A 22,286-nucleotide genomic window follows, 5' to 3' on the forward strand; every position below is an offset into this window, starting at 1 on the left:
GTAAGGCACAACCCCGAGTTAGGCTACCCTAATCTTCACGATTCTCGGTCATGCCGACCGCTCTGAGCACGAATCGGACCGCTCCTTCGATCGCGTCGTCCAGTCGTTCGGGTGGCACGTCGACGACCTGACGGCTGCCCAGTGCGGCGGTGATCATCGGGATCAGCACGTCCGGGTCCTCTTCCGGCACCCCTTCGGCGAGGATCTCCCGCAGCTGGCCGGTGATGGGATCGGCGTGCGCGCTGATCCGCCGGTACGCGGCGGGCGCCAGCGCCGACGCGAGCGCCGTCCCCGGCGGCAAGTGGTACTCCGCCAGCACCCGCAGCTGCAGCCGGACGAACGTCGAAAGCTTCGCGACCGGGGTGTCGGCGGTCGCGACGGCCGCGGTCAGCCGTTCGACGTACCGCGTCGCCTCGTCCTCGACGAAGGCGACCAGCAGGCTCTCCTTGTCGGGGAAGTGGTTGTACATCGCCGTCCGGCCGAGACCGGCTTCGGCCGCGACCCCCGCGAGCGTGACCGCGTCGAATCCGCGCTCGTACAGCTGCCCGCGCAGGACGTCGAACACCCTGCTGCGGACCTCGCGCCGGTGCTCCTCCAGCGACCGGCCGATGATCTTGGGCACGAGCCACCTCCCTGGGAGGAAACCTTAGGCCTCCAGCGGCCAGGTGTGCACCGGAGTGTCGGTGGCCGACAGCTCCAGGTACCGCCCGAGCATCCGGTTCAGCGCGGTCTCCCGCTCGGCGCCGCGCTCCTCCATGCGCAGGACGAACTCGCGCTGCCACGCCGCACCGGTCCGCCTGGTGAGACAGCGCTGCTCGATGACGCCCAGATAGCGCTCTCTCGCCGCATCCGAAACATCCGATCGGCGTAATCCCTCGTGCGCCAGCGGCAACAGGACCCGCAGCACCAGCTCGTCCGGCGGGATCCAGCCGATGCCCGGCCAGTACAGCTGCGCGTCGAAACCCCGGCGCGCGCCCGCGTACATGTTCTCCTCGGCCGCCTGGAACGACATCTGTGTCCACACTGGACGGTCGGCCTCGGCCAGCGCCCGCTGGGCGCCGTAGAAGAAGGCCGCGTTCGCGACCATGTCGACGACGGTCGGGCCCGAGGGCAGGACGCGGTTCTCCACCCGCAGATGCGGCATGCCGTCGACGACGTCGTAGACCGGCCGGTTCCAGCGCCAGACCGTGCCGTTGTGCATCCGCAGTTCGGTGAGCTTCGGGGCCTGGCCGGAGTCGAGCGCTTCGATCGGGTCCTCCCGGTCGGTCTCGGGCAGCAGACCGGGGAAGTACCGGACGTTCTCTTCGAACAGGTCGAAGATCGACGTGATCCACCGCTCGCCGAACCACACCCTCGGCCGCACGCCCTGGTTCTTCAGTTCTTCCGGCCGGGTGTCCGTGGCCTGCAGGAACAGCGGGATCCGCGTCTCGTGCCAGAGTGTCTTGCCGAGCAGGAACGGCGAATTCGCGCCGACCGCGATCTGGACCCCGGCCAGCGCCTGCGCCGCGTTCCAATGCGCCGCGAACTCCTCCGGCGCGACCTGGAGATGGAGCTGGACGGAGGTGCAGGCGGCCTCGGGAAGGATCGATTCGGAGTAACTGCGCAGACGCTCGGGTTGTCTGCCGGGAAGCGGCGCGCCCTCCATCGAAAGCACCGTGCGCTCACCGCGCGCGGCGAAGATCCGGTCGTTGAGCAGCGAATACCGGGCGTTGTTGGTGAGCCACTTCTGGTCGAAGTGCTCGTGCCGCAGCGTCGGGAGGATGCCGATCATCGCCAGCGAGGCGCCGGATTCCTCGGCCGTGCGGGCGGCCGCGCCCAGGTACGCGCGGAGATCTTCCTCCAGCTGGAGCGCGGACTCGCCGGCCAGCGGCCGCGGCGGCACGTTGAGCTCCAGGTTGTGCTGGCCGAGTTCGGTGGTGAACGACGGATCGTTCAACGCCTCGAGCACCGTCGTGTTCGTCATCGACGGACGCAGCTCGGCGTCCACGAGATTGAGTTCGACTTCCAGCCCGATGTTCTTGCGAGGGAAGGAAAAGCTCCCGTCGGTGAGCATTCTGGCCAGGGTGTCGAGACAGCGCTGGACCTTTCGGCGGTACCGTCCGCGATCTTGCGGTTGACAGGGGTCCGCCGAAAGATTCTTACCCATGTTCGTCGAGCTCCTCATTGGCCACGCTCCGCGGGATCCAGGCGGGACTGCCAGGCGGCCCAACGGTTTCACGCATCGCCGTCGCCCGGCTAGCGGCCAAACTGGTGCTCTCTGTCACTAGGGGTTAACTTACAGCAAAAAACCTCCATTCGTACTACCTGGTCCTGGACGTTCGGACGCAAAGGGTGCGCGGCAGGCGGATGACACACTCTCCTGGTGGCTCAACTGATCACCATCGACGACTCCGGCGACCCGCGGCTCGACGATTTCCGCGACTTGTCCACAGCCGATCGGCGACCCGATAGGCCGGGTGGGCGTGGCTTCGTGATCGCCGAAGGCACCGTCGTCGTCGAACGCCTGCTCAAATCCCGCTATCCGGTCCGTGCCCTGCTCGGAGTGGAACGGCGATTCCGTGAACTGGGCGACGACCTGGACGGCATCGACGTCCCCGGCTACGTGACCTCGGCCGAGACGATGGCCGACGCGGTCGGATTCCACCTGAATCGCGGGATCCTCGCCGTCGCGGACCGGCCCGTCCCGCCGCCGACGGTCGAAAGCGTCATCGACGGCGCGCGGGTGCTCGCGATCCTCGAAGGCGTCGGTGACCACGAGAATCTCGGCTCGCTGTTCCGCAACGCGGCCGCGCTCGGCGTCGACGGGGTCCTGCTGGGCGCCGGCTGTTCGGACCCGTTGTACCGGCGCAGCGTCCGCGTTTCGATGGGGCATGTGCTGCGCGTCCCGTTCGCCACGTTCGGCTCCTGGCCCGATGACCTGGAACTGCTGCGGGAACGCGGTTTCCGTATCGCGGCCCTCACTCCTCGTGCGGATTCCGTTTCGCTGCGCCAGTTACGGGATCAAACTCCGGAGAAGGTCGCGTTGATGCTGGGTGCGGAAGGCCCCGGCCTGACCGGCGAGGCCATCGCCGCCGCGGATGTCGCGGTGCGGATCCCGATGCCGGAAGGCGTCGATTCGCTGAATGTCGCCACGGCGGGCGCGATCGCGTTCTACGAGACGCGTCCACCGCTATCGTGAGCACCCGAGCGATCACGAGGAGAACCCATGGAATTGCGGATCCGTGAGGGACGCGCGGTGCTGGCCGGGCCGGGCGGCGAAAGCGCGCGCGAGGTGGACCCGCACTCACTCGCGATCGGTTCGGACCTCGCCCAGGCGCTGCACGAATGGGCGCGTGTCGCGTCGGTCGTCGGCGACTCCGGCACCGAAGCCGTTTCCGTGGTCTCCCAGCGAGGCCGTCAGCTCGCCCAGCGGGTCGCCGCCACGATGGGCACCTCGGTCCGGTTCGTCGACCCCGTCTCCGGCGAAGGCGTCATCGTCGACCCGCCCACGCCCGCACCCCGCAGTCAACTCGCGCGCCGTCTCTTCGGCACGCCGGACCCCGCCGGGGAACCGACGCCGTGGCTGACCGGGCTGACCATCTCCGCGTTCGTCGCGGCCGTGGTCGTCGTGGCGATGCTGGCACTGGCGAACACCCTCGCGCGCGAGACCAACGGCTGGCTCGCGCTGCTCGCGTCCGCCGTCGTGACCGCCGGGATCACCCCGTCGCTGTGGCTCGCGCGGCGGGTGCCGATCGTGCGGTGGGCGTCGTTCGGCGCGGCCGCGGGGATCGTGATCGCGTGGATCGGCGTGCTGATCGTCGTCTTCTAGAGATCGAAAACGGTGTCGGCCGGCTCGTCGTGCTCCACCTCCGCCGGTGCCGGACGTTTCGGCCGGGGCGCGGGATCACCGGTCAGCGCCCGGTGAATCGTCGCGGTGATGACCGCGCCGAGCGCGCCCGCGCCCACGCTCATCGCCTTGTCGGTGAGCCGGACCTCGCCGATCACCCCGCCGGGGCCGACGGTCACCGTCACCGCCTCGTCGGGCGACGTCACCTCCGTCACCCCGCCCGACGCGGCAAGCCCGGCCAGCGCTTTGACGTTCTCGGCTTTGCGCGCTTCGATCTCGCGCAACTGCCAGCGCATTTCCTCGATCAGCTGGGGGTTGCTGAGTTCCGCCATGCTCATTTCTCCGTGTCGGCTGGACGAAGGCTGTGTGCCAGGCGAGCGGTCGCGTCCGCGATCGCGGGCCAGGCCGTCATGGAGTCGGCGGTCACCGCGAGGATCACCAAACCTTCGTCACCGGGCAGTGGAATCTGGTACTCGGCTCTGACCTTGAGACGGACCACCTCGGCCGCTTGCCCTGTGACCTCGGGCGGCAGGCGGAATTCGCCGACCTCGATCGCCGCCAGCGCCGGACCGATCGGAAGCCGCACCGGACGGGCGTCCGCCCGCGGATGATTCCGGCGGTAGACGTCCAGCAACGCGGCCGTCGCCACGTCGCGGTCCACTGTCGACCGTTCTCGCCGGGCAGCGGACCAGGAGACGGTCCCCAGCGTCAGCGTGGCGATGGATTCCGGCCCCTCACCGACAGCGAACCTTCCGTACAACCGGATGCCGTTGTTCTTCAGATAAGGGGTCAGCGACAGCAGGTGATCACTGAACTGCTCGGCACTCGTCCCGGTGGCGGCGCCTACCTTCTGCCCGACCGCCGTCGCGATCCCGGCGTTGGCTTCGTCGTCGTTCGTCACGGGCATGCCGATGAAGCCGGGCGGCAGGTCCAGGAGCAGACCTGTTTCGGTCGAGGTCATCGATCAGCTCCAAGCCTTGTCTTCCGCGCGTTCGCGTCGCCGTTCGGGCTTTTCGTCCGCCTCGATCCCGGCTTCGGTGGCGTTGGCCACCGCGACCGCACCCCACAGGGCGGGCATCCCGGTGAAGATCGAACTCGCCGCCATGGCGGCTTGGCCCGCGTCCTTCGGCCACCAGTAGTTCTTGAAGTCGTCGATCGGTCCTTCGAAGCCGATACCCGCGAGCTCGGTGCCTGCGTCGGTCTGAGCCTGCGCGCCGACCAAGCCGAGACCGACGGGCTTGATCCAGGGACTGTTCGGGAACATGGCGCCGAGCGCGGAAGTGGTCACGCCCGCCACGTCGAACGCGAGCGTCTCCAGTGAGACGTCGGCGCCTGCCGCAGCGGCGGTGAGGTGCCCCGCGGTCGCGACGACCCCGAGGCCGGTTCCCACGGCCGAGACGACCTCGCCGACAGGCGGTGGAATGAACTCCCCGGCCAGCCCGAGGACGTTTCCGGCGTCTCCCACGACGTCGGAGACTTTCGACAGCACCTCGGCGTGGTCCTGGACGAAATCCCAGGCCGCGTCCACGGCGTCGGCGGTCGCGTTCACGAGCTCGGTGACGACCCCGGTGACCGCGTCGACGACGTCGTCCAGCAGATCGGGCTCGTCGGGGGCGAGTTCCTTCGCCTTCCGGAGCAGATCCGCGACACGCACGGCGGCCGAAGTGTGCTGTTCGAGCAGGTTCTTCGCGGTCTCCTGGATCTCCGTGCAGGCGTCGATGGCCGCTTGAAGCTGCCTCCCGGCGTTGTCCAGAAGGCTCTGAGCGATCTGCAAGGACTGCTGGTCGGTGAAGGTCCGGTTCGTCAGCGCGAAGTCGGGGTTGGCGCGAGCCTGCTCGGCGGCTCGGGCAGCGGCCTTGGCCCGCTGTTCCAGATCGGCCGCTTGACGTTGCATCTCGCCTAGGTCATGAGCCCAGCCTTCGAGCGCATACGCTGCTTGTGCCATCGAGCGGGCCGCGCCGTCGAGGTACTCGGGCAGCGGCCCCAACCGCCGGGCGAAGGCCTCGCTGGCCTCGCCGGTCCAGATTCCCTGCTTCGTGACGATCTGGCGCAGCATGGTGTCGGCCTCCGCGAGGTCGCGGCTGACCGTGCGGTACTTCCCGGCCAGATCACCGACGCCTCCGACGTCGCCGGGAGCCGGGTCGAAGCCCAGCGCGGGGTACTGGTTCCCGGTCACCGGCCACCTCCGAGGATGTCCGTGATGCCACCGGTGTAGCCGCCGCCGACCGGACCGCCGTCGTCGAGCGGAAAACGCGGTGACAGGTCGGGGCCACCCCGGCCATCGGGTTCCGGCGTGCCACCGGCTGACGGGCCGTCGGCCGGATCGGGAATCAGCTCCGCGAGCTTGTTCAGGCCGCCGCCGAACTCTTCTTCCATCTTCTGGTACTTCTGCTGGGCCGTTTTCAGCCTTGCGGTGACGCCTTCCGCGGCTTCACCCAGCCTTCCGATACCGAATTCCCAGGCCTCTTCGAAGTCCATTCCGGATTTCGCGAGATCCTCGTTGCCCAGTGCTCCCCACGCGCCGCCGCCCGAGAGTTTCTTGTTCGCGTCCGCCATCCGGTCGGCGCCGGTTTCCAGATCGCCGATGAGTTTCCCCAGTTCGGCGATCTTCACCGTGTACCCGGCCATGCCACCCTCCCCTGTGGATCGCTTTCGAAAGCTTAGGGCCGCCCGATCGCCCCGGGGTCTGACGATCGCCCGTTCGTGAGCGTTCCCCGGACGAAGACGATTTCGCTCTGCCACTCGTATTTGTGCCGGATCCAAGAGGTGTGGAAGTAGCCGAAACCGGCGGCCATCTGCGCGACGAGCTCCGGGTCGAGCCCGTAGGCGATGGAGTTGACCTGTACCGCCGGATCACCGGCGGCGAACCGGTTCGCGAGCCAGCCTGCCCGGGTGGAACGCGGCACCAGGTAATTCCAGAGCGCGCCGGCCACGATCGTGGGAAGCAGCAGCACGGCGCCGAGGTAGAACAACCATTCGTGCGGGGTCAGGTTGCCGATGAGGATGAGGGCACAACAGAGCAGGCCGGCGACCAAGCCGGTGAACAGAGGGAAGTTCGGCGAGCCGGGGTGGAAGCCGGATCGGTGGGCGGGAGGGGCGGCGGGGTCACGCCGCACCAGGAGAAGCCGGTCGGCACTGGTCACGAGTTCCCGCGTGACGACCATGCCGTCCTGCTGGACGAGTTCGGCGACAAACCGGCGGGCCAGGTTCACGTCCCGAAGACTGAGCCAAGCCTCGTTCTTGCCGCGGATCCGTTTGAGCAGGCGGCGTTGCGCGGCCGGATCCGGGTTCGGCTGCCAGACGTCGAAGAGCCGTCCTGGAAAGCTGTCCGGCGCGAACTGGAAACTCAGGACATTCGGATCCGGGGGAGGGATTTCGACATACCGCCGGTCGGCCGCCATTTGCCGGATCACCTGCGGATCCATCACCCATTCGGTGGGCGAGACGTGCACGAGAGGGCGGCCGTCGAAATGCAGATACCGCAACGCGCCCAGCCTGCACGCCCAGTCGACGCCCAGAGAGACCGGCTGAATGCCGTTTTGCGACAGGTACACCGACGATCACCCTCCCCGGCGCCGAGGGTAACCGAGTCAGACGCGTTTGGAGAACTTCAGGATCGGCCCGCCCGCCTGTGTCGCGGTCTGCGCGTAAAGCACGTAACCGTGATACCCGGCGATCTGCGTGACCAGTTCCGGCGAGATCTGATAGGACCGCAGCGCGAATTCCACGTGCTGGCTGCCGTCGAATTCCCGCGCGAGCCAGCCGACGCGGGCGGTGCGCGGGAAGAGACTGGTGGTGAAAGCGGCCGGGATGGCGCCGATGAAAGCCGCCAAGAACAGCAGCGAGGACACCGGGTTCTCGAATTGGTCCGGCGCGCCGACGATCATCGCCGCGATGGCGAGGAGCAGGAAGACCGTGACCGGCGCGATGTAGTTCAGCCAGGCATAGCGGAACCGGACCCCGACCGGGGCGGGCAACGGAAGCCACGGTGCCGACGGATCGCGGCTGAGCAGGAGGATCCGGTCGTTCCGGTCGCTGAAGTCCGCCGCGACACGCAGGCCTTCCGACCCGGCGACTTCCGCGACTCGCCGGGCGGAGAGGTTCGCGTGCTTGAGGCTGATCCAGACCCGGTCCGAACCGCTGAGATGGTTGAGCAGCCAGCGTTCCCGGTCCTTGTCCGGCCGGTCAGGGCCGTCGAACGCGGGCGGCTGCGAGAATTGCCGCGGCGCGAACTGGAAACTCAGGCAGCCCTGGAACATCGACGGGATCTCCACGTAGCCGCGGTCGTGGGCGATCCCGCGGAGACTCGCCGGGTCGATCTGCCATTGCATCGGCGACACGTGGGCGTACGGCGTCCCGGTGAACACCTCGGAACGCAACCGGACCGCGCGGGTGTACCAATCCTGCATGAACATCCCCCCGGCACGAGGATACTGAGATCCATGGCCGGTGACCCGCTCGTTTCACTCAGACGGCTCTGCCTCGCGCTGCCGGAAGCCACCGAGCGTCTCAGTCACGGCGAGCCGGCGTGGTTCGTGCGCGGCAAGAAGACGTTCGTCAAGTACGCCGACCACCACCATCAAGACGACAAGGTCGCCTTCTGGTGCCCGGCGCCGCCCGGCGCGCAGGAGGAACTGGTGGGCGCCGAGCCGGAGCGATTCTTCCGGCCGCCGTACGTCGGGCACAGCGGCTGGATCGGGGTCCGGCTGGACGTCGACGTCGACTGGGCCGAGATCGAGCGGATCGTCACCGACGCCTATTGCCTCGTGGCGCCGAAGTACCTGATCGCGCAGGTCCCCGGACGCACGTAATGGCCCCTCCACCGGAAGGGGCCATTACGTGCGAAGTCAACCTCGTTGCGATCGGACGCCCAGTAGGACGTCTTCCCAGGATGGAACGATGGGGTGGTTCTTCTTCCCCTTCGCCCGTGGGGCGGGTTCGGCCACTTCCTCCGGCTCGTCAGCCGGGAGTGGTGGCTCGACGTCTTCGTCGGGCTCCGCGATCGGCGCGTCGATCACCTTCGCGACCGGCTCGTCCGGAGCGGAATCCAAAGTGGGCTGGACGGCCGGTTCCTTGGCGGGGTCCAGCGCCCTGACCGTGCGCGGGGCGCGGTAAGCGTTGGGGTTGAGCAGGACTTCGGCGTTCTCGTCGAGTGCCTGCACGGTGCCGCCGTGCGCGCCGGGAGCGAACGCCCAGTGCGCGCGGTTGTCCGAGCGGCCGGCCTTCCAGCTCAGCACGACGACCCACTTGCCGTCGTCGCCGCGCCAGGAGTCCCAGGTCGCCTGGCTGTAGTCGTGGCCGCGCTGCCCGAAGGAGTGCGCGACGACCTCGCCGAGGGTCTGCACGTCGGGGCCGTCTTCGCGGATCGGGTGCGCGCGCTGGGCCAGTTCGGCGGTGCGGGATCGTTCGAGCAGGACGGGGTACGCGAACCGCTCGACCCGCTGCACGGTCACGCCGGCGCTGCTCGCGACCTGCTCCACGGACTCACCGGCCCGGATTCGTGCCTGGATCTCGCGTGGCCGCATTTGGCTCTCCAACTCGATTTCGATCTGGCCGAGGCGGGTGATGTCACCCCTCGCCGCCGCTCGCAGCCTCTCATCCGCGGGGAGCAGGAAGCGCGTGCGGCTCGCCGGGTCTTCGCACACGATGGACTTACCGTCCTCGTGCAGCCCGACCACCCGTAGCGCTCGCATTCTCGCCTCCCCGATTCTTCACCTTTGTGGGTGTCCACGTTAAAACGGCGCGTCGCCTTGACGTGTGAGGCGCGCCGATGTCATGTGTCCTGCTCACTATTTTGTTCATGACCGCAAGTGCATTCTGTCGGAGCAGTGCACGGCCCGCCGCGTGACGCGCTGGACACACACAGTCACGATCGGGGGAATCTAGGGCAGCCGGATCCGGACGACCAGTCCGCCGCCGCGTCCGCCCGGTTCCGCGCCCGCGGCGCCGCCGTGCGCCTGGGCGATGGACCGGACGATCGACAGCCCGAGCCCGGCGTTGCGCGAGTCGCCGGTCCGGTCGCCGGAAAGCCGCCGGAACGGCTCGAACAGCGCGGGCACGGCGTCGAGCGGCACCTGTGGGCCGGTGTTGCGCACCACCAGCGCCGGATCGCCGCCGATGTCGACGTGGACCCAGCCGCCCTTGCGGTTGTAGGTGATGGCGTTGTGCACGAGGTTCGTGATCAGCCGTTCCAGCAGCACGGGGTCGCCGGACACCGTGCGCGGCCGCAGCCGCGACTCCACCGTGACGCCCGCTTCCTCGGCCATCGCCGACGCCGACCGGATCACCGTCGCCGCGACCTCGTCCAGCCGGACGGGACCGCGCGTGGCGAGACCGCGATCGCTGCGGGCGAGCACGAGCAGGCCCTCGATCATCCGTTCGCTGCGTTCGTTGGTGTAGAGCAGATGCTCGCCGAGTTTCCGGACCTCGGGGCTGACGTCGGGGTCGGCCATCGCCACCTCGACCAGCGTGCGCTGCACGGCCAGCGGGGTCCGCAGTTCGTGGGAGGCGTTGGCGACGAAGCGTTTCTGGCTGTCGAACGACACGGCGAGCCGGTCGAGCATGCCGTCGAAGGTGTCGGCGAGTTCCTTGAGTTCGTCGTCGGGACCGTCGAGGTCGATCCGCCGGTCGAGGTTCTCGACCTCGAGTTTCCGTGCGGTCGAGGTGATCGCGTGCAGCGGCCGCAGCACCCGGCTCGCCATCAGCCAGCCGAACAGCACCGCGAGCGCGCCGGCGATCGCCAGCGCCACCAGCGATTGCCACAGCAGGGTCGAAAGGACGTCCGAGCGGTATTCGGTGATCGAGGTCGCGACCAGCTGGACCGCTTCGGCGCGCTGCGCGGGCAGGACGGTCGCCGTGTCCATCGGATACGTCTGGGCGCGCTGGATCGCGACGCCGGCGGTGCTGTCGGTCGCGAACGCCGCCGAATCCGGCAGCTTCGAGCTCACCAGCAGGTAGTTGACGATCAGCAACGCGAGCCCGACGACCAGGAACGCCCCGCCGTAGAGCGCCGTCAGCTTGGTGCGCAGGGAAATCCGGAGCGGTTTCACGGCCCGAACCGGTAACCGGCGCCGGGCACGGTCTCGATCAGCGGCGGATCGCCGAGTTTGCGCCGCAACGTCATCATCGCCACCCGGACGGCGTTCGTGAACGGGTCGGCGTGCTCGTCCCACGCCTTCTCCAGCAGTTCTTCCGCGCTGACCACGGTTCCTTCGGCGCGCATGAGCACCTCCAGTACCGCGAATTCCTTGGGGGACAAGGGAAGGAACCGGCCGTCACGCGACGCCTGGTGCCGGGGCAGGTCGAGGACGACACCGCCGCGTTCCAGCACCGGCGGCAGCGCCGGCCGCGCGCGCCGCGACAGCGCCTGGACCCGCGCGACGAGTTCGGCGAACGCGAACGGTTTCGTCAGGTAGTCGTCGGCGCCGAGGCCGAGCCCGGCGACCCGGTCGTCGACGTCGGCGGCGGCCGTCAGCATCAGGACCCGCGCCTCGCCGCCGGTCCTGATCACCGCGGCGCAGACCTGGTCGCCGTGCACAACGGGAAGGTCCCTGTCGAGCACGACGACGTCGTAGCCGTGCACCCCCACCCGGTCCAGGGCCTGGCCGCCGTCGTAGCAGACGTCGACGGCCATGGAGAACCGTCGCAGGCCCTCGGCGATCGTGTCCGCCAGGAGCCGCTCGTCTTCCACCACCAGCACTCGCACCGGGTCAGTCTGCCCCGGATGGGGGTAAGCGCGGGATAAGCGCGGATCAGCCGACCCACCGGGCCCACGGCGGATCGGCGGGCTGGTGCTGTTGTGAAAGCCACTTTCGCAACCTTCAACGTTGCGAAAGTGGCTTTCGCAACACGCTCCGATGGGGTTGATCGCCTGGCGGGAAGCGGGCCGGGTCTCGTGGGCCACTCGCGAGACTTGGCAGGACTCTCGGTGCCGCGAAAGCCACTTTCAGGACATCAGGTGTCCCGAAAGTGGCTCTCGCGACACCGCCGCCGGCGGCGTGGATCAGCCAGCCGGGTGGCGTCGAAACCGGAACTCACGTGTTTGAAGCCGTAACTCGCGTGCTTGGGGCCGTAACTCACGTGATCCGGCTGGAAGCACGTGAGTTACGTCTGGAAACACGCGAGTTACGGCTTCAAGCACGCGACATCACCGGCGACGGTGGGCGTGGCTCAGCCGGCGGGGTGGAGCTGCCGCGCCGGGATCACCTGCTGAGGTGTGTTCGGGCTGGACCACAGCAGTTTCATCGACGCCTCACCGCCGCGTTCGGTCTGTTCGAGCCGGATCGCGTACGACTTCCCGGCAACCAGGTCCAGAGTCGCTTTGTCGACACTTGGCCCGTGCGGGGTGGTGTTGTCGATCAGGAGTTTCCCGTCGACCCACAGCCGCACGGTGTCGTCCGAGACCGTGGTGAACGTGTACTTCCCGGTGTCCCGCGCGGTGACCCGGCCGCTCCATCGCGACGAGAAGGACTCCGCCGGGATCTTCGCGTCGGGCGATCCGGTGAACTTCCAGTTGTGGTTCACGCCCGGTTCGATCCGGCGCACCGTCGGCGTCCCGGTGAAGTCCGCGTTCGGCCAGTACTCGGCGGTCAGCCCGGTCCCGCGTCCGGCGGGTGCCTGCGGCAGCGGGTCGACGCTCAGTTCGATGACGGTCGCGACATCGTTCGTCCGGCCGCCCGACGGCATGAGTTTCACGCTCCCGGAGGTCTGCTCGACCTTCACGCGCTGCCCGCTCCCGAGCACTCGCGCGTCGCGGACCCGGAAGGGCGCCAACGCGTCGAGCGTCAGCGAACCGCCCGAAGCGGGCCAATCGAACACCGACGCGTAGAGCTTGTCGCCGCGCCTGCTGACGACGCCCCATTGAGGTTCTGAGACGAGACCCGGCGCGCCCGCTCCGTAGACGGCGGAGGACTGCCTGGCCGTCCGCAGCCACTGTCCCATCTGCTTCAGCCGGTCGACGGATTCCTGCGGAACTCGGCCAAGGCGATCGGGTCCGACGTTGAGCAGGAAATTGCCGCCGCGCCCGGCGATCGAGAGCAGTTTCCTGGTCAGATCCGCCGAGGACTTCCAGTTGTGGTCCCATTCGGCGTAGCCCCAGCTGCCGTTGAGGGTCATGCACGATTCCCACAGCTGCCCGTCGACCGGCTTGTCCGGGATCTCCTGTTCGGGGGTTCCCGTGTCGCCGTCGACCACCCGGCGTTTGCCGACGCGGTTGTTGACCACAATGGACGGATCCAGGCTGCGGACGTACGCCTCCAGCTCCTCGCCGTCCCTTTCGGTCCACGGGTTGTTGGGCCGGTCGGTGCTCCATTCGCCGTCGAACCACAGCACCGCCGGGTGATAGTCGTCGACGAGTTCCTTGAGCTGGGCGTACATCCGCTCCTTGTACTTCGGGAACGTCGCCGGATCCGGGAAGTCCGGGTCGTGCCAATCCCAGATCGAGTAGTAGAAGCCGAGTTTGACGTCTCGCGCGGCCGTCGCGCGTTTCAGTTCGGCGAGGATGTCGCGGTTCTTGTCGAACGCCGAATGATCGCGAAGGTTGAACTTGTTGACCTTCGTCGGCCACATCGCGTAGCCCTCGTGGTGCTTCGACGTGATCACCACGTACTTCTGCCCGGCGTCCTTCGCCGTCTGCGCGATGGCGTTCGCGTCGAAGCCGGACGGGTTGAACTTCGCGGCCATCCGCTCGTATTCGGCGCGCGGGATCTGACAGTTCCGCTGGATCCATTCGGCGTCCTGGCAAACGCTTCCATCAGGGCGGACGTACTTCCCCTGCAGCTGGGAGTACGCGCCGAAATGGATGAACTGGCCGAACCGGTCGTCGCGCCACCAGCGCGTCCGGTCGGCGGTGAACGGGTCGTCGTAGGCGTGGTCCGACGGGAGTGGCGCGGCCTCCGTGACGGCGGGCAGGACGCCCAGTGCGGTGGTCGCGATGACGAGGGCCGCCAGGGCCCGGAGTGGCTTGCGGCGATTCATGCACTCCTCCTCGCTGAGGTGTGGTCGCCAGGGACTCTAAGAAGCCAGAGATCCGATGTGAACCTCCGAAAGGTTCGTCGGGACGCTAGTTCACCCGTAAAGAGGCTAGATACATCCGATCTCTGTTCCGCTGGTTGGGACCGTAAGCACGGCATAAGCGACTTCGCTTACCGCGCCGGAATCGCCGTCTCCGTAGAAATCGGGTCGCCAAGACGACCGAAGGAGCAGCGATGCGGAAACGACCGATGGCGGCACTGATCGCCGGAGCGGTCTTCGCGCTGGTGGCCGGCTGCGGCGGTGGCGGGGACGGCGGCGACAAGGTCGCCTCGATCTCCTCGCCGCCGGCCGCCGGCGCCGGTGACGGGCAGCAGCAGGCCGACAACGTGTCCGACGAGGACAAGAGGCGCAACTTCGCGAAGTGCATGCGCGAGCACGGCGTCAACATGCCGGAGCCCAAGAGGGACGCCAACGGCCAGGACACGGTCACCTTCGAGGCGACCGAAATGCCCGACGAGAACAAGATGAAGGCCGCGGACGAGGCGTGCCGCAAGCTGCTGCCGAACGGTGGCGAGATCAAGCCGCCGTCACCGGAAGAGCTCGACAAGATGCGCAAGGAAGCGAAGTGCATGCGCGACCACGGCATCGACTTCCCGGACCCCGACCCTGGCAAGGGCGGCGCCATCGCGCTGGGCGACGCGGGCGGTGACCCGAAGAAGTTCGAGGAAGCGGCGAAGGCCTGTGGTCTCGGCATGACCATGAGGGCGGCCCCGGCGAAATGAGCGAACACGAAGGACCCGGCGGCGCTCGGCGTTCGCGCCGGGCGCGCTGGTTCATCATCGCGGCGGTCCTCGCCGTCGTGGTCGGGACGACGTCGGTGGTCGTGCTGACCAGGGTCACGTCGGAGGCCCAGCAGGTCGGACAGGCGCCTCCGCCGGTCGAGACCGCGAAGGTGGAGAAGACCGACCTGCAGGAGGAAGAGGAGGCGAACGGAAAGCTGGGCTACGGCGAGGAAAGCTCGCTCTCCGGCCGGAAACAGGGCACCATCACGTCCCTTCCGGACGCGGGCGCCGTGCTCACCCGCGGCAAGTCGGTGTACGGCGTCGACGCCAAACCGGTCCCGCTGTTCTACGGCACGCTGCCGTTCTTCCGTGACCTCGCGGACGGGGCCACGGACGGCCCGGACGTCAAGCAGCTGGAAGAGAACCTGAAGGCGCTCGGTTTCGGCGGTTTCGGCACGCCCGACAAGAAGTTCACCTCGGCCACCGCCGCCGCGCTCAAGAAGTGGCAGAAGTCGCTGGGGGTCGAGCAGACCGGCACGTTCGGGCAGGGCGACGTCGTCCTCGCGGCGGGCGAGATCCGGGTTTCGCAGCTCGCCGCGCAACTCGGCGGCCCCGGCGGCGGCGACCTGCTGAAGTACACCGGCACCGAGCGGATCGTCGAGGTCAAACTCGACGCCGCCAAGCAGGCCATCGCCAAGGAGGGGGACAAGGTCGGGGTCGACATCACCGGCGGCAAGACGACGAACGGCGTGATCACCGGCGTCGGCAAGGTCGCGGAGAACGGCAAGGACGGCGCCGGGCAGGACGACGGCAAGCCGAAGATCAAGGTCAGGATCAAGCTGGACGATCCGGCCGCGGCGGGGTCGCTCGATTCGACGCCGGTCTCGGTGCGGTTCACCAAGGAAGTCCACAGTGGAGTGCTGGCGGTCCCGGTCGGCGCGCTGCTCGCGCTCGCCGAGGGCGGCTACGCCGTCGAGGTCGACGAAGGCGGCAAACGGCGGCTCGTCGCGGTGAAGACCGGCCTGTTCTCCGGCGGCCGTGTCGAGATCACCGGCACCGGCCTCACCGCCGGGATGCGGGTGGTGACGACGTCATGACCCCGGTGCTGGCCGTGCGCAACGCCTCGCGCACCTATCCCGGCGGCGTGCGCGCCCTGCACGAAGTGACACTGTCCATCGAGGACAGGGAGATGGTCGCGATCCTCGGGCCGTCCGGCTCCGGGAAGTCGACGCTCCTGCAGCTGATGGGCACGCTCGACCGGCCGACCAGCGGCGTCATCGAACTGCGCGGGCACGACGTCGCGAAACTGCCCGACCGCAAGCTTTCCGCGTTGCGGTCGCGGTGGATCGGCTTCGTGTTCCAGCAGTTCTTCCTCAGCGAGGGGGTGAGCGCGGTCGACAACGTCGCCACGGGGCTGCTGTACGCGGGGGTGCCGCGGCGGAAACGCCACGAGCGGGCGCTGGCGGCGCTCGACCGGGTCGGCCTCGCGCATCGTGCGGGGCATTTCCCGAACGAGCTCTCCGGCGGGGAACGGCAGCGGGTGGCGATCGCGCGGGCGGTCGTCAACTCGCCGTCGATCCTGCTGGCCGACGAGCCGACCGGGAACCTCGACACGGGCAACGGCGCGGCGATCCTCAACCTGCTCGCCACGTTGAGTTCGCAGGGGACGACGGTCGTGATCATCACGCACGACCGCGAGATCGCGGCGGGCATCCCGCGGCGGATCGAGCTGCGGGACGGCCGGATCCGGCTCGACACCGGGACGGGGGTGCTGGTGTGAGCGCACCGGTGCTCGACAAGACGCCGGATCCGGCCCGGCTCGGCCCGCGTGACGTGCTGAACCTCGGCGCGCACGGGATGCGGACGCGGCCGATGCGCGCGGTGCTGTCCGCGCTCGGCATCGGGATCGGGATCGCCGCGATGGTGGCGGTGCTCGCGATCCCGGCGTCGGGAGCGAAGGCGCTGCAAGACCAGCTGGCCGCGCTCGGCACCAACCTGCTTTCGGCGGGGCCGGGCAAGACGATGTTCGGTGGCGACGCGACCCTGCCCGACAGCGCGGTGCCGATGGCGAAGCGGATCGCCCCGGTGACGGCGGCGTCCGCGACCGGCTCGACCGACGCGTCCGTCCGGCGGAGCGACAAGATCGCCAAGGACGAGACATCCGGCTTGTCTGTTTTCGCGGCGACGCCGGATCTGCTCGACGTCATCGGCGGTTCCCTTCGCGACGGGCAGTTCCTCCGGGACGCGACCCGCGACTACCCGGTCGTCGTGCTGGGTTCGGTCGCGGCCGCGCGGCTCGGGATCGACCACGTCGACCAGGCCCACCCGCCGCAGGTGTTCCTCGACGGGAAGTGGTTCACCGTGGCCGGGATCCTCGGGCCGACGCCGCTGGCGCCCGAGATCGAGCGGTCGGTGCTGGTCGGCTGGGACGCGGCGAAGCGGCTCCTCGGCTTCAAGGGGCACCCGACCAACGTGTACGTCCGGGCGAAGGACGCGCAGGTCGAGAACGTCCGTTCGGTGCTCGCGCACACGATGAACCCGGAGGCGCCGAACGAGGTCGAGGTGCGTCGTCCGTCGGAAGCCTTGGAGGCGCAGAAGCTGACCGAGAACACCTACAGCGCGCTGTTCCTCGGGCTCGGCGGGGTGGCGTTGCTGGTCGGCGGCGTCGGGGTGGCCAACACGATGGTGATCTCGGTGCTCGAGCGGCGCCGGGAGATCGGTCTCCGACGTGCGCTCGGCGCGACGAAACGGCAGGTGAGAGGCCAGTTCTTGGCCGAGTCGGTGCTGTTGTCCGGGCTCGGCGGGATCGCCGGGGTGCTGGTCGGTGTCCTCGTGACGTCCGGGTATGCGCTGAGCCAGGGGTGGCCCGCGGTGCTTCCGGTCGGCGCCTTGCTCGGCGGGGTCGGCGTCTCGGCACTGGTCGGTGCCGTCGCCGGCGCCTACCCGGCGATGCGCGCCGCCCGGCTCCCGCCCACCCAGGCCCTCGCCTAGCTCGCGTTTCGTCCTCTGGATGCGGTAGTTCGCGTTGCCAACTACCGCATCCAGAGGACCAACTGCGTGGTGGCGGTGGGTAATCTCGCCGGGTGCTGGTGGGATTGTCGGGGCGGAAACTCGCGGGGGCGCTGATCGCGCTGGAAGTCGTCGTAGTCGGCGTGCTGTTCACCATGAAGGTGTTCGACGGCCAGGACCTCGAGGTCTACGTCGGTGGTTCCCGGCTGCTCCTCGGCTCGGGCGACCTGTACGGCACGTGGGTCCAGACGCACGGTGGCTGGCTGCCCTTCACCTACACGCCGTTCGCGGCGGCGGTGTTCGTACCCGGCACGCTGCTGTCCACGGCGGTCGCGACGAAGCTGGTCGGGCTCGCGTCGATCATCGCGGGCGGGATCGTCGTGTACCTCTTCGTCGCGACCCTCAACGGCTCGCTCACCGACCGCGCCGACGTCCGCGGCCGCGCCATCGCCGTCCTGGCGGCGATCGGGGCGCAGGCCGCCGGCGGGATCATGGAACCGGTCCGGTCGACGCTCGGTTTCGGCCAGATCAACACCCTGCTGATGCTGATGGTCGTGGCCGACGCCCTCCTGCCGGGCCGCGCCCGCACGAAGGGACTGCTGATCGGCGTCGCCGCGGCGATCAAGCTGACCCCGGCGTTCTTCATCCTGTTCTTCTTGTTCCGCAAGGACTTCTGCTCCGCGGCCCGGGTCGTGGCGGGGTTCCTGGGCGCGGGCCTGCTGATGTTCCTGGTCGCGCCCGGAGCGTCGGCGAAGTTCTGGACGAACGTCCTCTTCGACACCAGCCGCATCGGCGACCGCGGGTACGTCGGCAACCAGTCGCTGCGCGGGATGCTCGCGCGGTTCGGGTTCGGCCCGGCGGAAGAGATCGTATGGGTGCTGGCCGCGGTCCTGGTGGTCGCGCTGACCGCGTTCGTGATCGTGCGCGTCGCGGAACCGGTGTTCGCGCTGACCGCCTGCGCGATCGGCGGCCTGCTGGTCTCGCCGGTGACCTGGACGCATCACTGGATCTGGTGCGTGCCGATCCTCGTGCTGCTGGTGTGGACGCGGTCGGTGGTTTCCTACGCGCTCGCGGTCGTCACGGCGGCGCTGTTCGTGGTCGCGCCGATGTGGCTCGCCCCGCGCCCCGCCGGGAGCTTCGGCTGGTGGCTGGCGACGGAATCCTTTGTGCTGTACGGCCTTCTGCTGCTCCTGCTGGCCGCTGTCTTCTCCAAGTACGTGAAGGCCCCCTTCATTGCGTCTAGCGCAATGAAGGGGGCCTTCACGGAAAGCTAGCTCAGCCCAGGCGCTCGACGACGTACTCGATGCTTTGGGTCAGCTTCGTGATGTCGTCCGGGTCGATGGCCGGGAACAGGCCGACGCGCAGCTGGTTGCGGCCCAGCTTCCGGTACGGCTCGGTGTCGACGATCCCGTTGGCGCGCAGCACCTTCGCCACCGCGGCGGCGTCCACCTCGTCGGCGAAGTCGATGGTGCCGACGACCTGCGAACGCAGCGACGGGTCGCTGACGAACGGCGTCGTGTACGAGGTCTTTTCGGCCCACTCGTACAGCCGGGTCGACGAGTCGCGCGTGCGCGCGGTCGTCCACTCCAGGCCACCGTTCGAGTTCATCCACTCGATCTGGTCGGCCAGCAGGAACAGCGTCGACACCGCCGGGGTGTTGTACGTCTGGTCCTTGCGGGAGTTGTCGAGCGCGGTGGTCAGCGACAGGAACTCGGGGATCCAGCGGTCGCTCGCGCCGATCTCGCCGATGCGCTCGACCGCGGCGGGCGAGGCCAGCGCGATCCAGAGGCCACCGTCGGAGGCGAAGGACTTCTGGGGCGCGAAGTAGTAGACGTCGAAGTCCTCGGCCTTGACCGGCAGGCCGCCCGCGCCGGAGGTGGCGTCGATGGCGACGAGCGCGCCGTCGCTGCCTTCGGGGCGGCGGACCGGCACCGCGACACCGGTCGACGTCTCGTTGTGGGCCCAGCCGACCAGGTCGGCACCGGCCTCGTAGGCGATCTCGGGCGCGCTGCCCGGGTCGGACTTGACGACGATCGGGTCGGCGAGGAACGGGGCGCCCTTGGTCACCGTGGCGAACTTCGAGGAGAACTCGCCGTAGGTGAAGTGCTGCGAACGTTCCCGCACGAGCCCGAACGCGGCGGCGTCCCAGAATGCGGTCGTCCCGCCGTTGCCGAGGACCACTTCGTAGCCTTCGGGCAGGGAGAACAATTCGGACAGACCCGCACGCACGCGGCCGACGAGGGACTTCACCGGCTTCTGACGGTGCGAGGTGCCGAGGTAGGTGGCACCGGATTTCGCCAGGTTGGCGAGCTGCTCGTCACGGACCTTGGACGGTCCGCAGCCGAAGCGGCCATCGGCAGGCTTCAGGTCCGCGGGGAGGGTCAACTCAGGTGCGTCGGTCATGTGCCCAGTCTCTCAGGTCGGGATGACCCTGCTGACAGTCGGTGCCGAGTGTCCGGTATATGGGAATCGGGATCACGCTCCCGCTCTCGCCGACCGGCGGGTAGCTTCTCGCGTCATGGCGACAGTGCACGAACGATTCCCCCTGGCCCCTGAGGCGTTGTGGCAGGCCCTTCAGAGCGGGGTCACCGCGGTCAAGGGGAAGAACCCCTACTACGACGCGGCCGCGGGCTACGTCACCTTCTCGACCAGCATGGGCCTGTTCAGCTACGGGCAGACGGTCACGGTGAAGGTCGAGCGGACGGCGGAGGGCTCGGGGCTGGCGATCCAGACCAGCCTGAAGTTCGGTTTCGTCGACTGGGGCGAGGGCAAGCGCATCGCCCGCAAGTTCATCGCGGCGGTGGGGACGGCCGTCGGGCACACCCCGGCTGCCTGATGCCCGATCCGTGGGGCCCGAGGTGGGGCTTCCTGTTCCTGTACTTCGTCGGGCTCACCGCCAACTGGATCTTCCGCGACTGGGACGACACGGCCACCATCGGCGCGATCGTCGGTTTCGTGGCGACGCTCGTGCTCGTCTTCGCCCCCGGTCTGCCGCATTGGGTGCACGGAGACTTCCCGGGGGAGATTTCTTCGCCGCGGATCCGCCAATGGTCGGCGGCGCTGCGGTTCACGATCCGACGTCGTCGAGGCGTTCTCGACGTCGTGTTCGGACCGTGGACGCGGGCCACCGCCGCGCTGGACCCGGACGCGGACACCGTGCGTGGGTGGGCCGTCGTCGGCGGCCACCCGGCGAAGTTCGTCATTGAGGACTGCCCGGACGAACTCGCCGAGTCCCTGCGCGGACGGCGCCGGATGTGGGTCGTCGGCGACGCCCGCTACGGCGATGCCCTGGTGTGCGCGGACGGCGGTCGCGAGTTCACGACCGCCGCCTTCCGCTTCCGCTAGCGCCAGCCGTCGGGGTCGACGCCGCCCGGGATGGGCGCGGCCGGGTCGAACGGCGTCCGCGAGAAGATGAACGTCGCGAGGTCGAGGTGGTTCGGCTTCCCCGCCGAGTCCCGCCCGACCCGCAGCGTTTCGCCCGCGTAGTAGGCGTCGAGGCCGACCCAGGTGTCTTCGCCGACCGGCGCGAATCGCGAGGCGCGGCCCGCACCGTCGGAAGGCGCCAGAGAGAACAGGCCGTCCGGGAGCAGCCGCAGGTGGTACGGCGTCGGGCCCCAGTGCCACAGCCCGGTCAGTTCCAGCAGCTTCGGGTCCACAGTGGACGGAAGCCATTCCGCGGGCATCGACGGCTCGTGCTGCTCGGTCAGGTTCATCAGGTCGAGGCACAGCTGCGTGATGCCGACGCCCGCCGTCGAGTTCGTCAGCACCAGCGCGCCGATGCGCGCGTCGGCGTCGATCAGCGAACAGGCGAGGAAGCCCGGCATCGACCCGGTGTGCCCGGCCAGCCGCCTGCCCTCCGTGCGGACCAGCATGACGCCGAGGCCGAAGCCGGTGGTCCAGGTGTCGCCGTCGTCCACGGTGACCATCTCGCGCATCTCCGCGACGGTCCGCTCGCTCAGCACGCCGCCGGTGTGGCCGCCGAGGAACGCCGTCCAGCGGGCGAGGTCGGTGATCGTCGACCACAGCTGTCCGGCCGGTGCCATCGCACCCGCGTCCGGCGACGGCTCCGGCATGAGGAGGTCGGCGAAGGGGTGCACGGCGAACCCGTTCGCGTGCGCGCCTTCCGGATGCGGCGAGGTCCGGGTCATGCCGAGCGGGCCGAGGATCTCGGCGCGGACGACGTCGAGCCACGACTGCCCGCGGTGCCGGGCGACCAGCTCGCCGAGTACGCCGTAACCGACGTTGCTGTAGTGGAACTTGCTGCCCGGCCGCAGCCGCGTCGCGCCGTCCTTGAGACTCTCGACGAGCGCGTCCCAGTCGGCGCCCACCGTGCGCTCCCACCAGGAACCCGGCGATTCCGCGGTCAGGCCCGAGGTGTGCGAGAGCAGCTGCGCGATGGTGGCCGAGCCGAACGCGGTGCCCGGCAGGTGCCGTTCGAGCGGGTCGTTGAGGTCGAGCTTGCCTTCGTCGCGCAGGCGCATGACGGCCGTCGCGACGAGTGTCTTGGTGATCGATCCGAGCCGGTACTGCGTGTCGGCGCCCGGTGCCGCGCCGTCGACGCGACCGCGCCCTCCGGACCAGACGAGTTCTCCGTCGCGGACGACGGCGGCGACGATGGACGGGGCGCGGCACGAGGATTGCTCGTGCGCGAGGCGGCGTAGCAGCGCCAATTCGGTGGTGGCAAGCATGAGACGCAT

Annotated in this window: 24 protein-coding genes; 10 read left to right on the forward strand and 14 right to left on the reverse strand. The window is 68.9% G+C overall.

The window, feature by feature from the left end:
• Positions 1-28: 28 nt before the first annotated feature.
• Both B0293_RS01910 and B0293_RS01915 read right to left on the reverse strand, forming a co-directional pair.
• On the reverse strand, positions 29-622 hold the full coding sequence (locus B0293_RS01910) for a TetR/AcrR family transcriptional regulator (protein WP_005156093.1): 594 nt from the start codon (positions 620-622) through the stop codon (positions 29-31).
• 24 nt (positions 623-646) lie between these two features.
• Complete coding sequence (locus B0293_RS01915; RefSeq protein ID WP_005156092.1) at positions 647-2,146, reverse strand: glutamate-cysteine ligase family protein; 1,500 nt, start codon at positions 2,144-2,146, stop codon at positions 647-649.
• A 216-nt stretch (positions 2,147-2,362) separates the two neighbouring features.
• Here B0293_RS01915 and B0293_RS01920 point away from each other — a divergent pair, with 216 nt between their 5' ends.
• Both B0293_RS01920 and B0293_RS01925 read left to right on the forward strand, forming a co-directional pair.
• Positions 2,363-3,178: a TrmH family RNA methyltransferase gene (locus tag B0293_RS01920; protein WP_005156091.1), complete on the forward strand. Its 816-nt coding sequence runs from the start codon at positions 2,363-2,365 to the stop codon at positions 3,176-3,178.
• A gap of 27 nt (positions 3,179-3,205) precedes the next feature.
• On the forward strand, positions 3,206-3,808 hold the full coding sequence (locus tag B0293_RS01925) for a DUF2537 domain-containing protein (RefSeq protein ID WP_005156090.1): 603 nt from the start codon (positions 3,206-3,208) through the stop codon (positions 3,806-3,808).
• Here B0293_RS01925 and B0293_RS01930 read toward each other — a convergent pair.
• From B0293_RS01930 to B0293_RS01955, 6 genes are read right to left on the reverse strand one after another with little or no spacing between them, the layout of a single operon-like run.
• Positions 3,805-4,158 carry a hypothetical protein gene (locus tag B0293_RS01930; RefSeq protein ID WP_039917548.1) on the reverse strand — a complete coding sequence of 118 codons (354 nt, stop codon included), beginning with the start codon at positions 4,156-4,158 and terminating at the stop codon, positions 3,805-3,807. The two genes, B0293_RS01925 and B0293_RS01930, sit on opposite strands and share 4 nt — an antisense overlap.
• A gap of 2 nt (positions 4,159-4,160) precedes the next feature.
• Positions 4,161-4,787 (reverse strand): hypothetical protein, encoded by a 627-nt coding sequence (locus tag B0293_RS01935; RefSeq protein WP_005156088.1) that lies wholly within the window; start codon positions 4,785-4,787, stop codon positions 4,161-4,163.
• 3 nt (positions 4,788-4,790) lie between these two features.
• Positions 4,791-6,002, reverse strand: coding sequence for a putative T7SS-secreted protein (locus B0293_RS01940; protein WP_005156087.1), 1,212 nt, complete (start codon positions 6,000-6,002; stop codon positions 4,791-4,793).
• The gene (locus B0293_RS01945; protein ID WP_005156085.1) at positions 5,999-6,454 is read right to left on the reverse strand and encodes a hypothetical protein; all 456 of its coding nucleotides are present in this window, start codon (positions 6,452-6,454) and stop codon (positions 5,999-6,001) included. The genes B0293_RS01940 and B0293_RS01945 overlap by 4 nt, the downstream gene beginning before the upstream one ends.
• Before the next feature lie 32 nt (positions 6,455-6,486).
• Positions 6,487-7,380, reverse strand: coding sequence for a hypothetical protein (locus tag B0293_RS01950; RefSeq protein WP_005156083.1), 894 nt, complete (start codon positions 7,378-7,380; stop codon positions 6,487-6,489).
• Positions 7,381-7,416: 36 nt separating this feature from the next.
• Complete coding sequence (locus B0293_RS01955) at positions 7,417-8,235, reverse strand: hypothetical protein (RefSeq protein ID WP_005156080.1); 819 nt, start codon at positions 8,233-8,235, stop codon at positions 7,417-7,419.
• A 33-nt stretch (positions 8,236-8,268) separates the two neighbouring features.
• On the opposite strand from B0293_RS01955, the gene B0293_RS01960 reads away from it, so the two are divergent.
• On the forward strand, positions 8,269-8,637 hold the full coding sequence (locus B0293_RS01960; protein WP_005156079.1) for an MmcQ/YjbR family DNA-binding protein: 369 nt from the start codon (positions 8,269-8,271) through the stop codon (positions 8,635-8,637).
• Positions 8,638-8,673: 36 nt separating this feature from the next.
• On the opposite strand, the gene sepH is transcribed toward B0293_RS01960, so the two are convergent.
• The 4 genes from sepH to B0293_RS01980 all read right to left on the reverse strand — a co-directional run bounded on the left by sepH (position 8,674) and on the right by B0293_RS01980 (position 13,801).
• Positions 8,674-9,519, reverse strand: a complete 846-nt coding sequence (gene sepH / locus B0293_RS01965) for a septation protein SepH (protein ID WP_005156077.1) — start codon at positions 9,517-9,519, stop codon at positions 8,674-8,676.
• A 189-nt stretch (positions 9,520-9,708) separates the two neighbouring features.
• Entirely contained in the window at positions 9,709-10,875 is a 1,167-nt protein-coding gene (locus tag B0293_RS01970) for an ATP-binding protein (RefSeq protein ID WP_005156076.1), read from the reverse strand.
• Positions 10,872-11,531, reverse strand: a complete 660-nt coding sequence (locus B0293_RS01975; RefSeq protein WP_039917534.1) for a response regulator transcription factor — start codon at positions 11,529-11,531, stop codon at positions 10,872-10,874. The genes B0293_RS01970 and B0293_RS01975 overlap by 4 nt, the downstream gene beginning before the upstream one ends.
• A 464-nt stretch (positions 11,532-11,995) precedes the next feature.
• Positions 11,996-13,801 carry an alpha-L-fucosidase gene (locus B0293_RS01980; RefSeq protein WP_005156073.1) on the reverse strand — a complete coding sequence of 602 codons (1,806 nt, stop codon included), beginning with the start codon at positions 13,799-13,801 and terminating at the stop codon, positions 11,996-11,998.
• Between the two features lie 230 nt (positions 13,802-14,031).
• On the opposite strand from B0293_RS01980, the gene B0293_RS01985 reads away from it, so the two are divergent.
• From B0293_RS01985 to B0293_RS02005, 5 genes are all read left to right on the forward strand, one after another.
• Positions 14,032-14,580 (forward strand): hypothetical protein, encoded by a 549-nt coding sequence (locus tag B0293_RS01985; RefSeq protein WP_005156071.1) that lies wholly within the window; start codon positions 14,032-14,034, stop codon positions 14,578-14,580.
• Positions 14,577-15,677, forward strand: coding sequence for a peptidoglycan-binding protein (locus B0293_RS01990; protein WP_005156070.1), 1,101 nt, complete (start codon positions 14,577-14,579; stop codon positions 15,675-15,677). Before B0293_RS01985 ends, B0293_RS01990 begins: the two co-directional genes overlap by 4 nt.
• Positions 15,674-16,360 (forward strand): ABC transporter ATP-binding protein, encoded by a 687-nt coding sequence (locus B0293_RS01995; RefSeq protein ID WP_005156069.1) that lies wholly within the window; start codon positions 15,674-15,676, stop codon positions 16,358-16,360. Before B0293_RS01990 ends, B0293_RS01995 begins: the two co-directional genes overlap by 4 nt.
• The gene (locus B0293_RS02000; protein ID WP_005156068.1) at positions 16,357-17,571 is read left to right on the forward strand and encodes an ABC transporter permease; all 1,215 of its coding nucleotides are present in this window, start codon (positions 16,357-16,359) and stop codon (positions 17,569-17,571) included. Before B0293_RS01995 ends, B0293_RS02000 begins: the two co-directional genes overlap by 4 nt.
• A 92-nt stretch (positions 17,572-17,663) precedes the next feature.
• A complete protein-coding gene (locus B0293_RS02005) occupies positions 17,664-18,863 on the forward strand; it encodes a glycosyltransferase 87 family protein (RefSeq protein ID WP_005156067.1) in 1,200 nt (399 codons plus the stop codon).
• Position 18,864: 1 nt separating this feature from the next.
• Here the strand turns inward: B0293_RS02005 and serC are convergent, their stop codons facing one another.
• Complete coding sequence (serC, locus tag B0293_RS02010) at positions 18,865-19,992, reverse strand: phosphoserine transaminase (RefSeq protein WP_005156065.1); 1,128 nt, start codon at positions 19,990-19,992, stop codon at positions 18,865-18,867.
• Positions 19,993-20,107: 115 nt separating this feature from the next.
• On the opposite strand from serC, the gene B0293_RS02015 reads away from it, so the two are divergent.
• A complete protein-coding gene (locus B0293_RS02015; RefSeq protein WP_005156064.1) occupies positions 20,108-20,425 on the forward strand; it encodes a hypothetical protein in 318 nt (105 codons plus the stop codon).
• Positions 20,425-20,934 (forward strand): hypothetical protein, encoded by a 510-nt coding sequence (locus B0293_RS02020; protein WP_005156063.1) that lies wholly within the window; start codon positions 20,425-20,427, stop codon positions 20,932-20,934. Before B0293_RS02015 ends, B0293_RS02020 begins: the two co-directional genes overlap by 1 nt.
• On the opposite strand, the gene B0293_RS02025 is transcribed toward B0293_RS02020, so the two are convergent.
• Positions 20,931-22,277, reverse strand: a complete 1,347-nt coding sequence (locus B0293_RS02025; RefSeq protein WP_039917591.1) for a serine hydrolase domain-containing protein — start codon at positions 22,275-22,277, stop codon at positions 20,931-20,933. The genes B0293_RS02020 and B0293_RS02025 overlap by 4 nt on opposite strands.
• Between the last annotated feature and the right edge of the window lie 9 nt (positions 22,278-22,286).

This window comes from Amycolatopsis azurea DSM 43854, from assembly GCF_001995215.1.
Classification (GTDB): domain Bacteria; phylum Actinomycetota; class Actinomycetes; order Mycobacteriales; family Pseudonocardiaceae; genus Amycolatopsis; species Amycolatopsis azurea.

Bases quoted from the DNA above. Each gene is read 5' to 3' on its own strand.
- B0293_RS02015 (WP_005156064.1), top strand. From the start codon at position 20,108: ATGGCGACAGTGCACGAACGATTCCCCCTGGCCCCTGAGGCGTTGTGG.
- B0293_RS01925 (WP_005156090.1), top strand. From the start codon at position 3,206: ATGGAATTGCGGATCCGTGAGGGACGCGCGGTGCTGGCCGGGCCGGGC.
- B0293_RS01990 (WP_005156070.1), top strand. From the start codon at position 14,577: ATGAGCGAACACGAAGGACCCGGCGGCGCTCGGCGTTCGCGCCGGGCG.
- B0293_RS01930 (WP_039917548.1), bottom strand. From the start codon at position 4,158: ATGGCGGAACTCAGCAACCCCCAGCTGATCGAGGAAATGCGCTGGCAG.
- B0293_RS01935 (WP_005156088.1), bottom strand. From the start codon at position 4,787: ATGACCTCGACCGAAACAGGTCTGCTCCTGGACCTGCCGCCCGGCTTC.
- B0293_RS01955 (WP_005156080.1), bottom strand. From the start codon at position 8,235: ATGCAGGATTGGTACACCCGCGCGGTCCGGTTGCGTTCCGAGGTGTTC.
- B0293_RS02020 (WP_005156063.1), top strand. From the start codon at position 20,425: ATGCCCGATCCGTGGGGCCCGAGGTGGGGCTTCCTGTTCCTGTACTTC.
- B0293_RS01985 (WP_005156071.1), top strand. From the start codon at position 14,032: ATGCGGAAACGACCGATGGCGGCACTGATCGCCGGAGCGGTCTTCGCG.
- sepH (WP_005156077.1), bottom strand. From the start codon at position 9,519: ATGCGAGCGCTACGGGTGGTCGGGCTGCACGAGGACGGTAAGTCCATC.
- B0293_RS01915 (WP_005156092.1), bottom strand. From the start codon at position 2,146: ATGGGTAAGAATCTTTCGGCGGACCCCTGTCAACCGCAAGATCGCGGA.
- B0293_RS02025 (WP_039917591.1), bottom strand. From the start codon at position 22,277: ATGCTTGCCACCACCGAATTGGCGCTGCTACGCCGCCTCGCGCACGAG.
- B0293_RS01995 (WP_005156069.1), top strand. From the start codon at position 15,674: ATGACCCCGGTGCTGGCCGTGCGCAACGCCTCGCGCACCTATCCCGGC.
- B0293_RS01960 (WP_005156079.1), top strand. From the start codon at position 8,269: ATGGCCGGTGACCCGCTCGTTTCACTCAGACGGCTCTGCCTCGCGCTG.
- B0293_RS01980 (WP_005156073.1), bottom strand. From the start codon at position 13,801: ATGAATCGCCGCAAGCCACTCCGGGCCCTGGCGGCCCTCGTCATCGCG.
- serC (WP_005156065.1), bottom strand. From the start codon at position 19,992: ATGACCGACGCACCTGAGTTGACCCTCCCCGCGGACCTGAAGCCTGCC.
- B0293_RS01945 (WP_005156085.1), bottom strand. From the start codon at position 6,454: ATGGCCGGGTACACGGTGAAGATCGCCGAACTGGGGAAACTCATCGGC.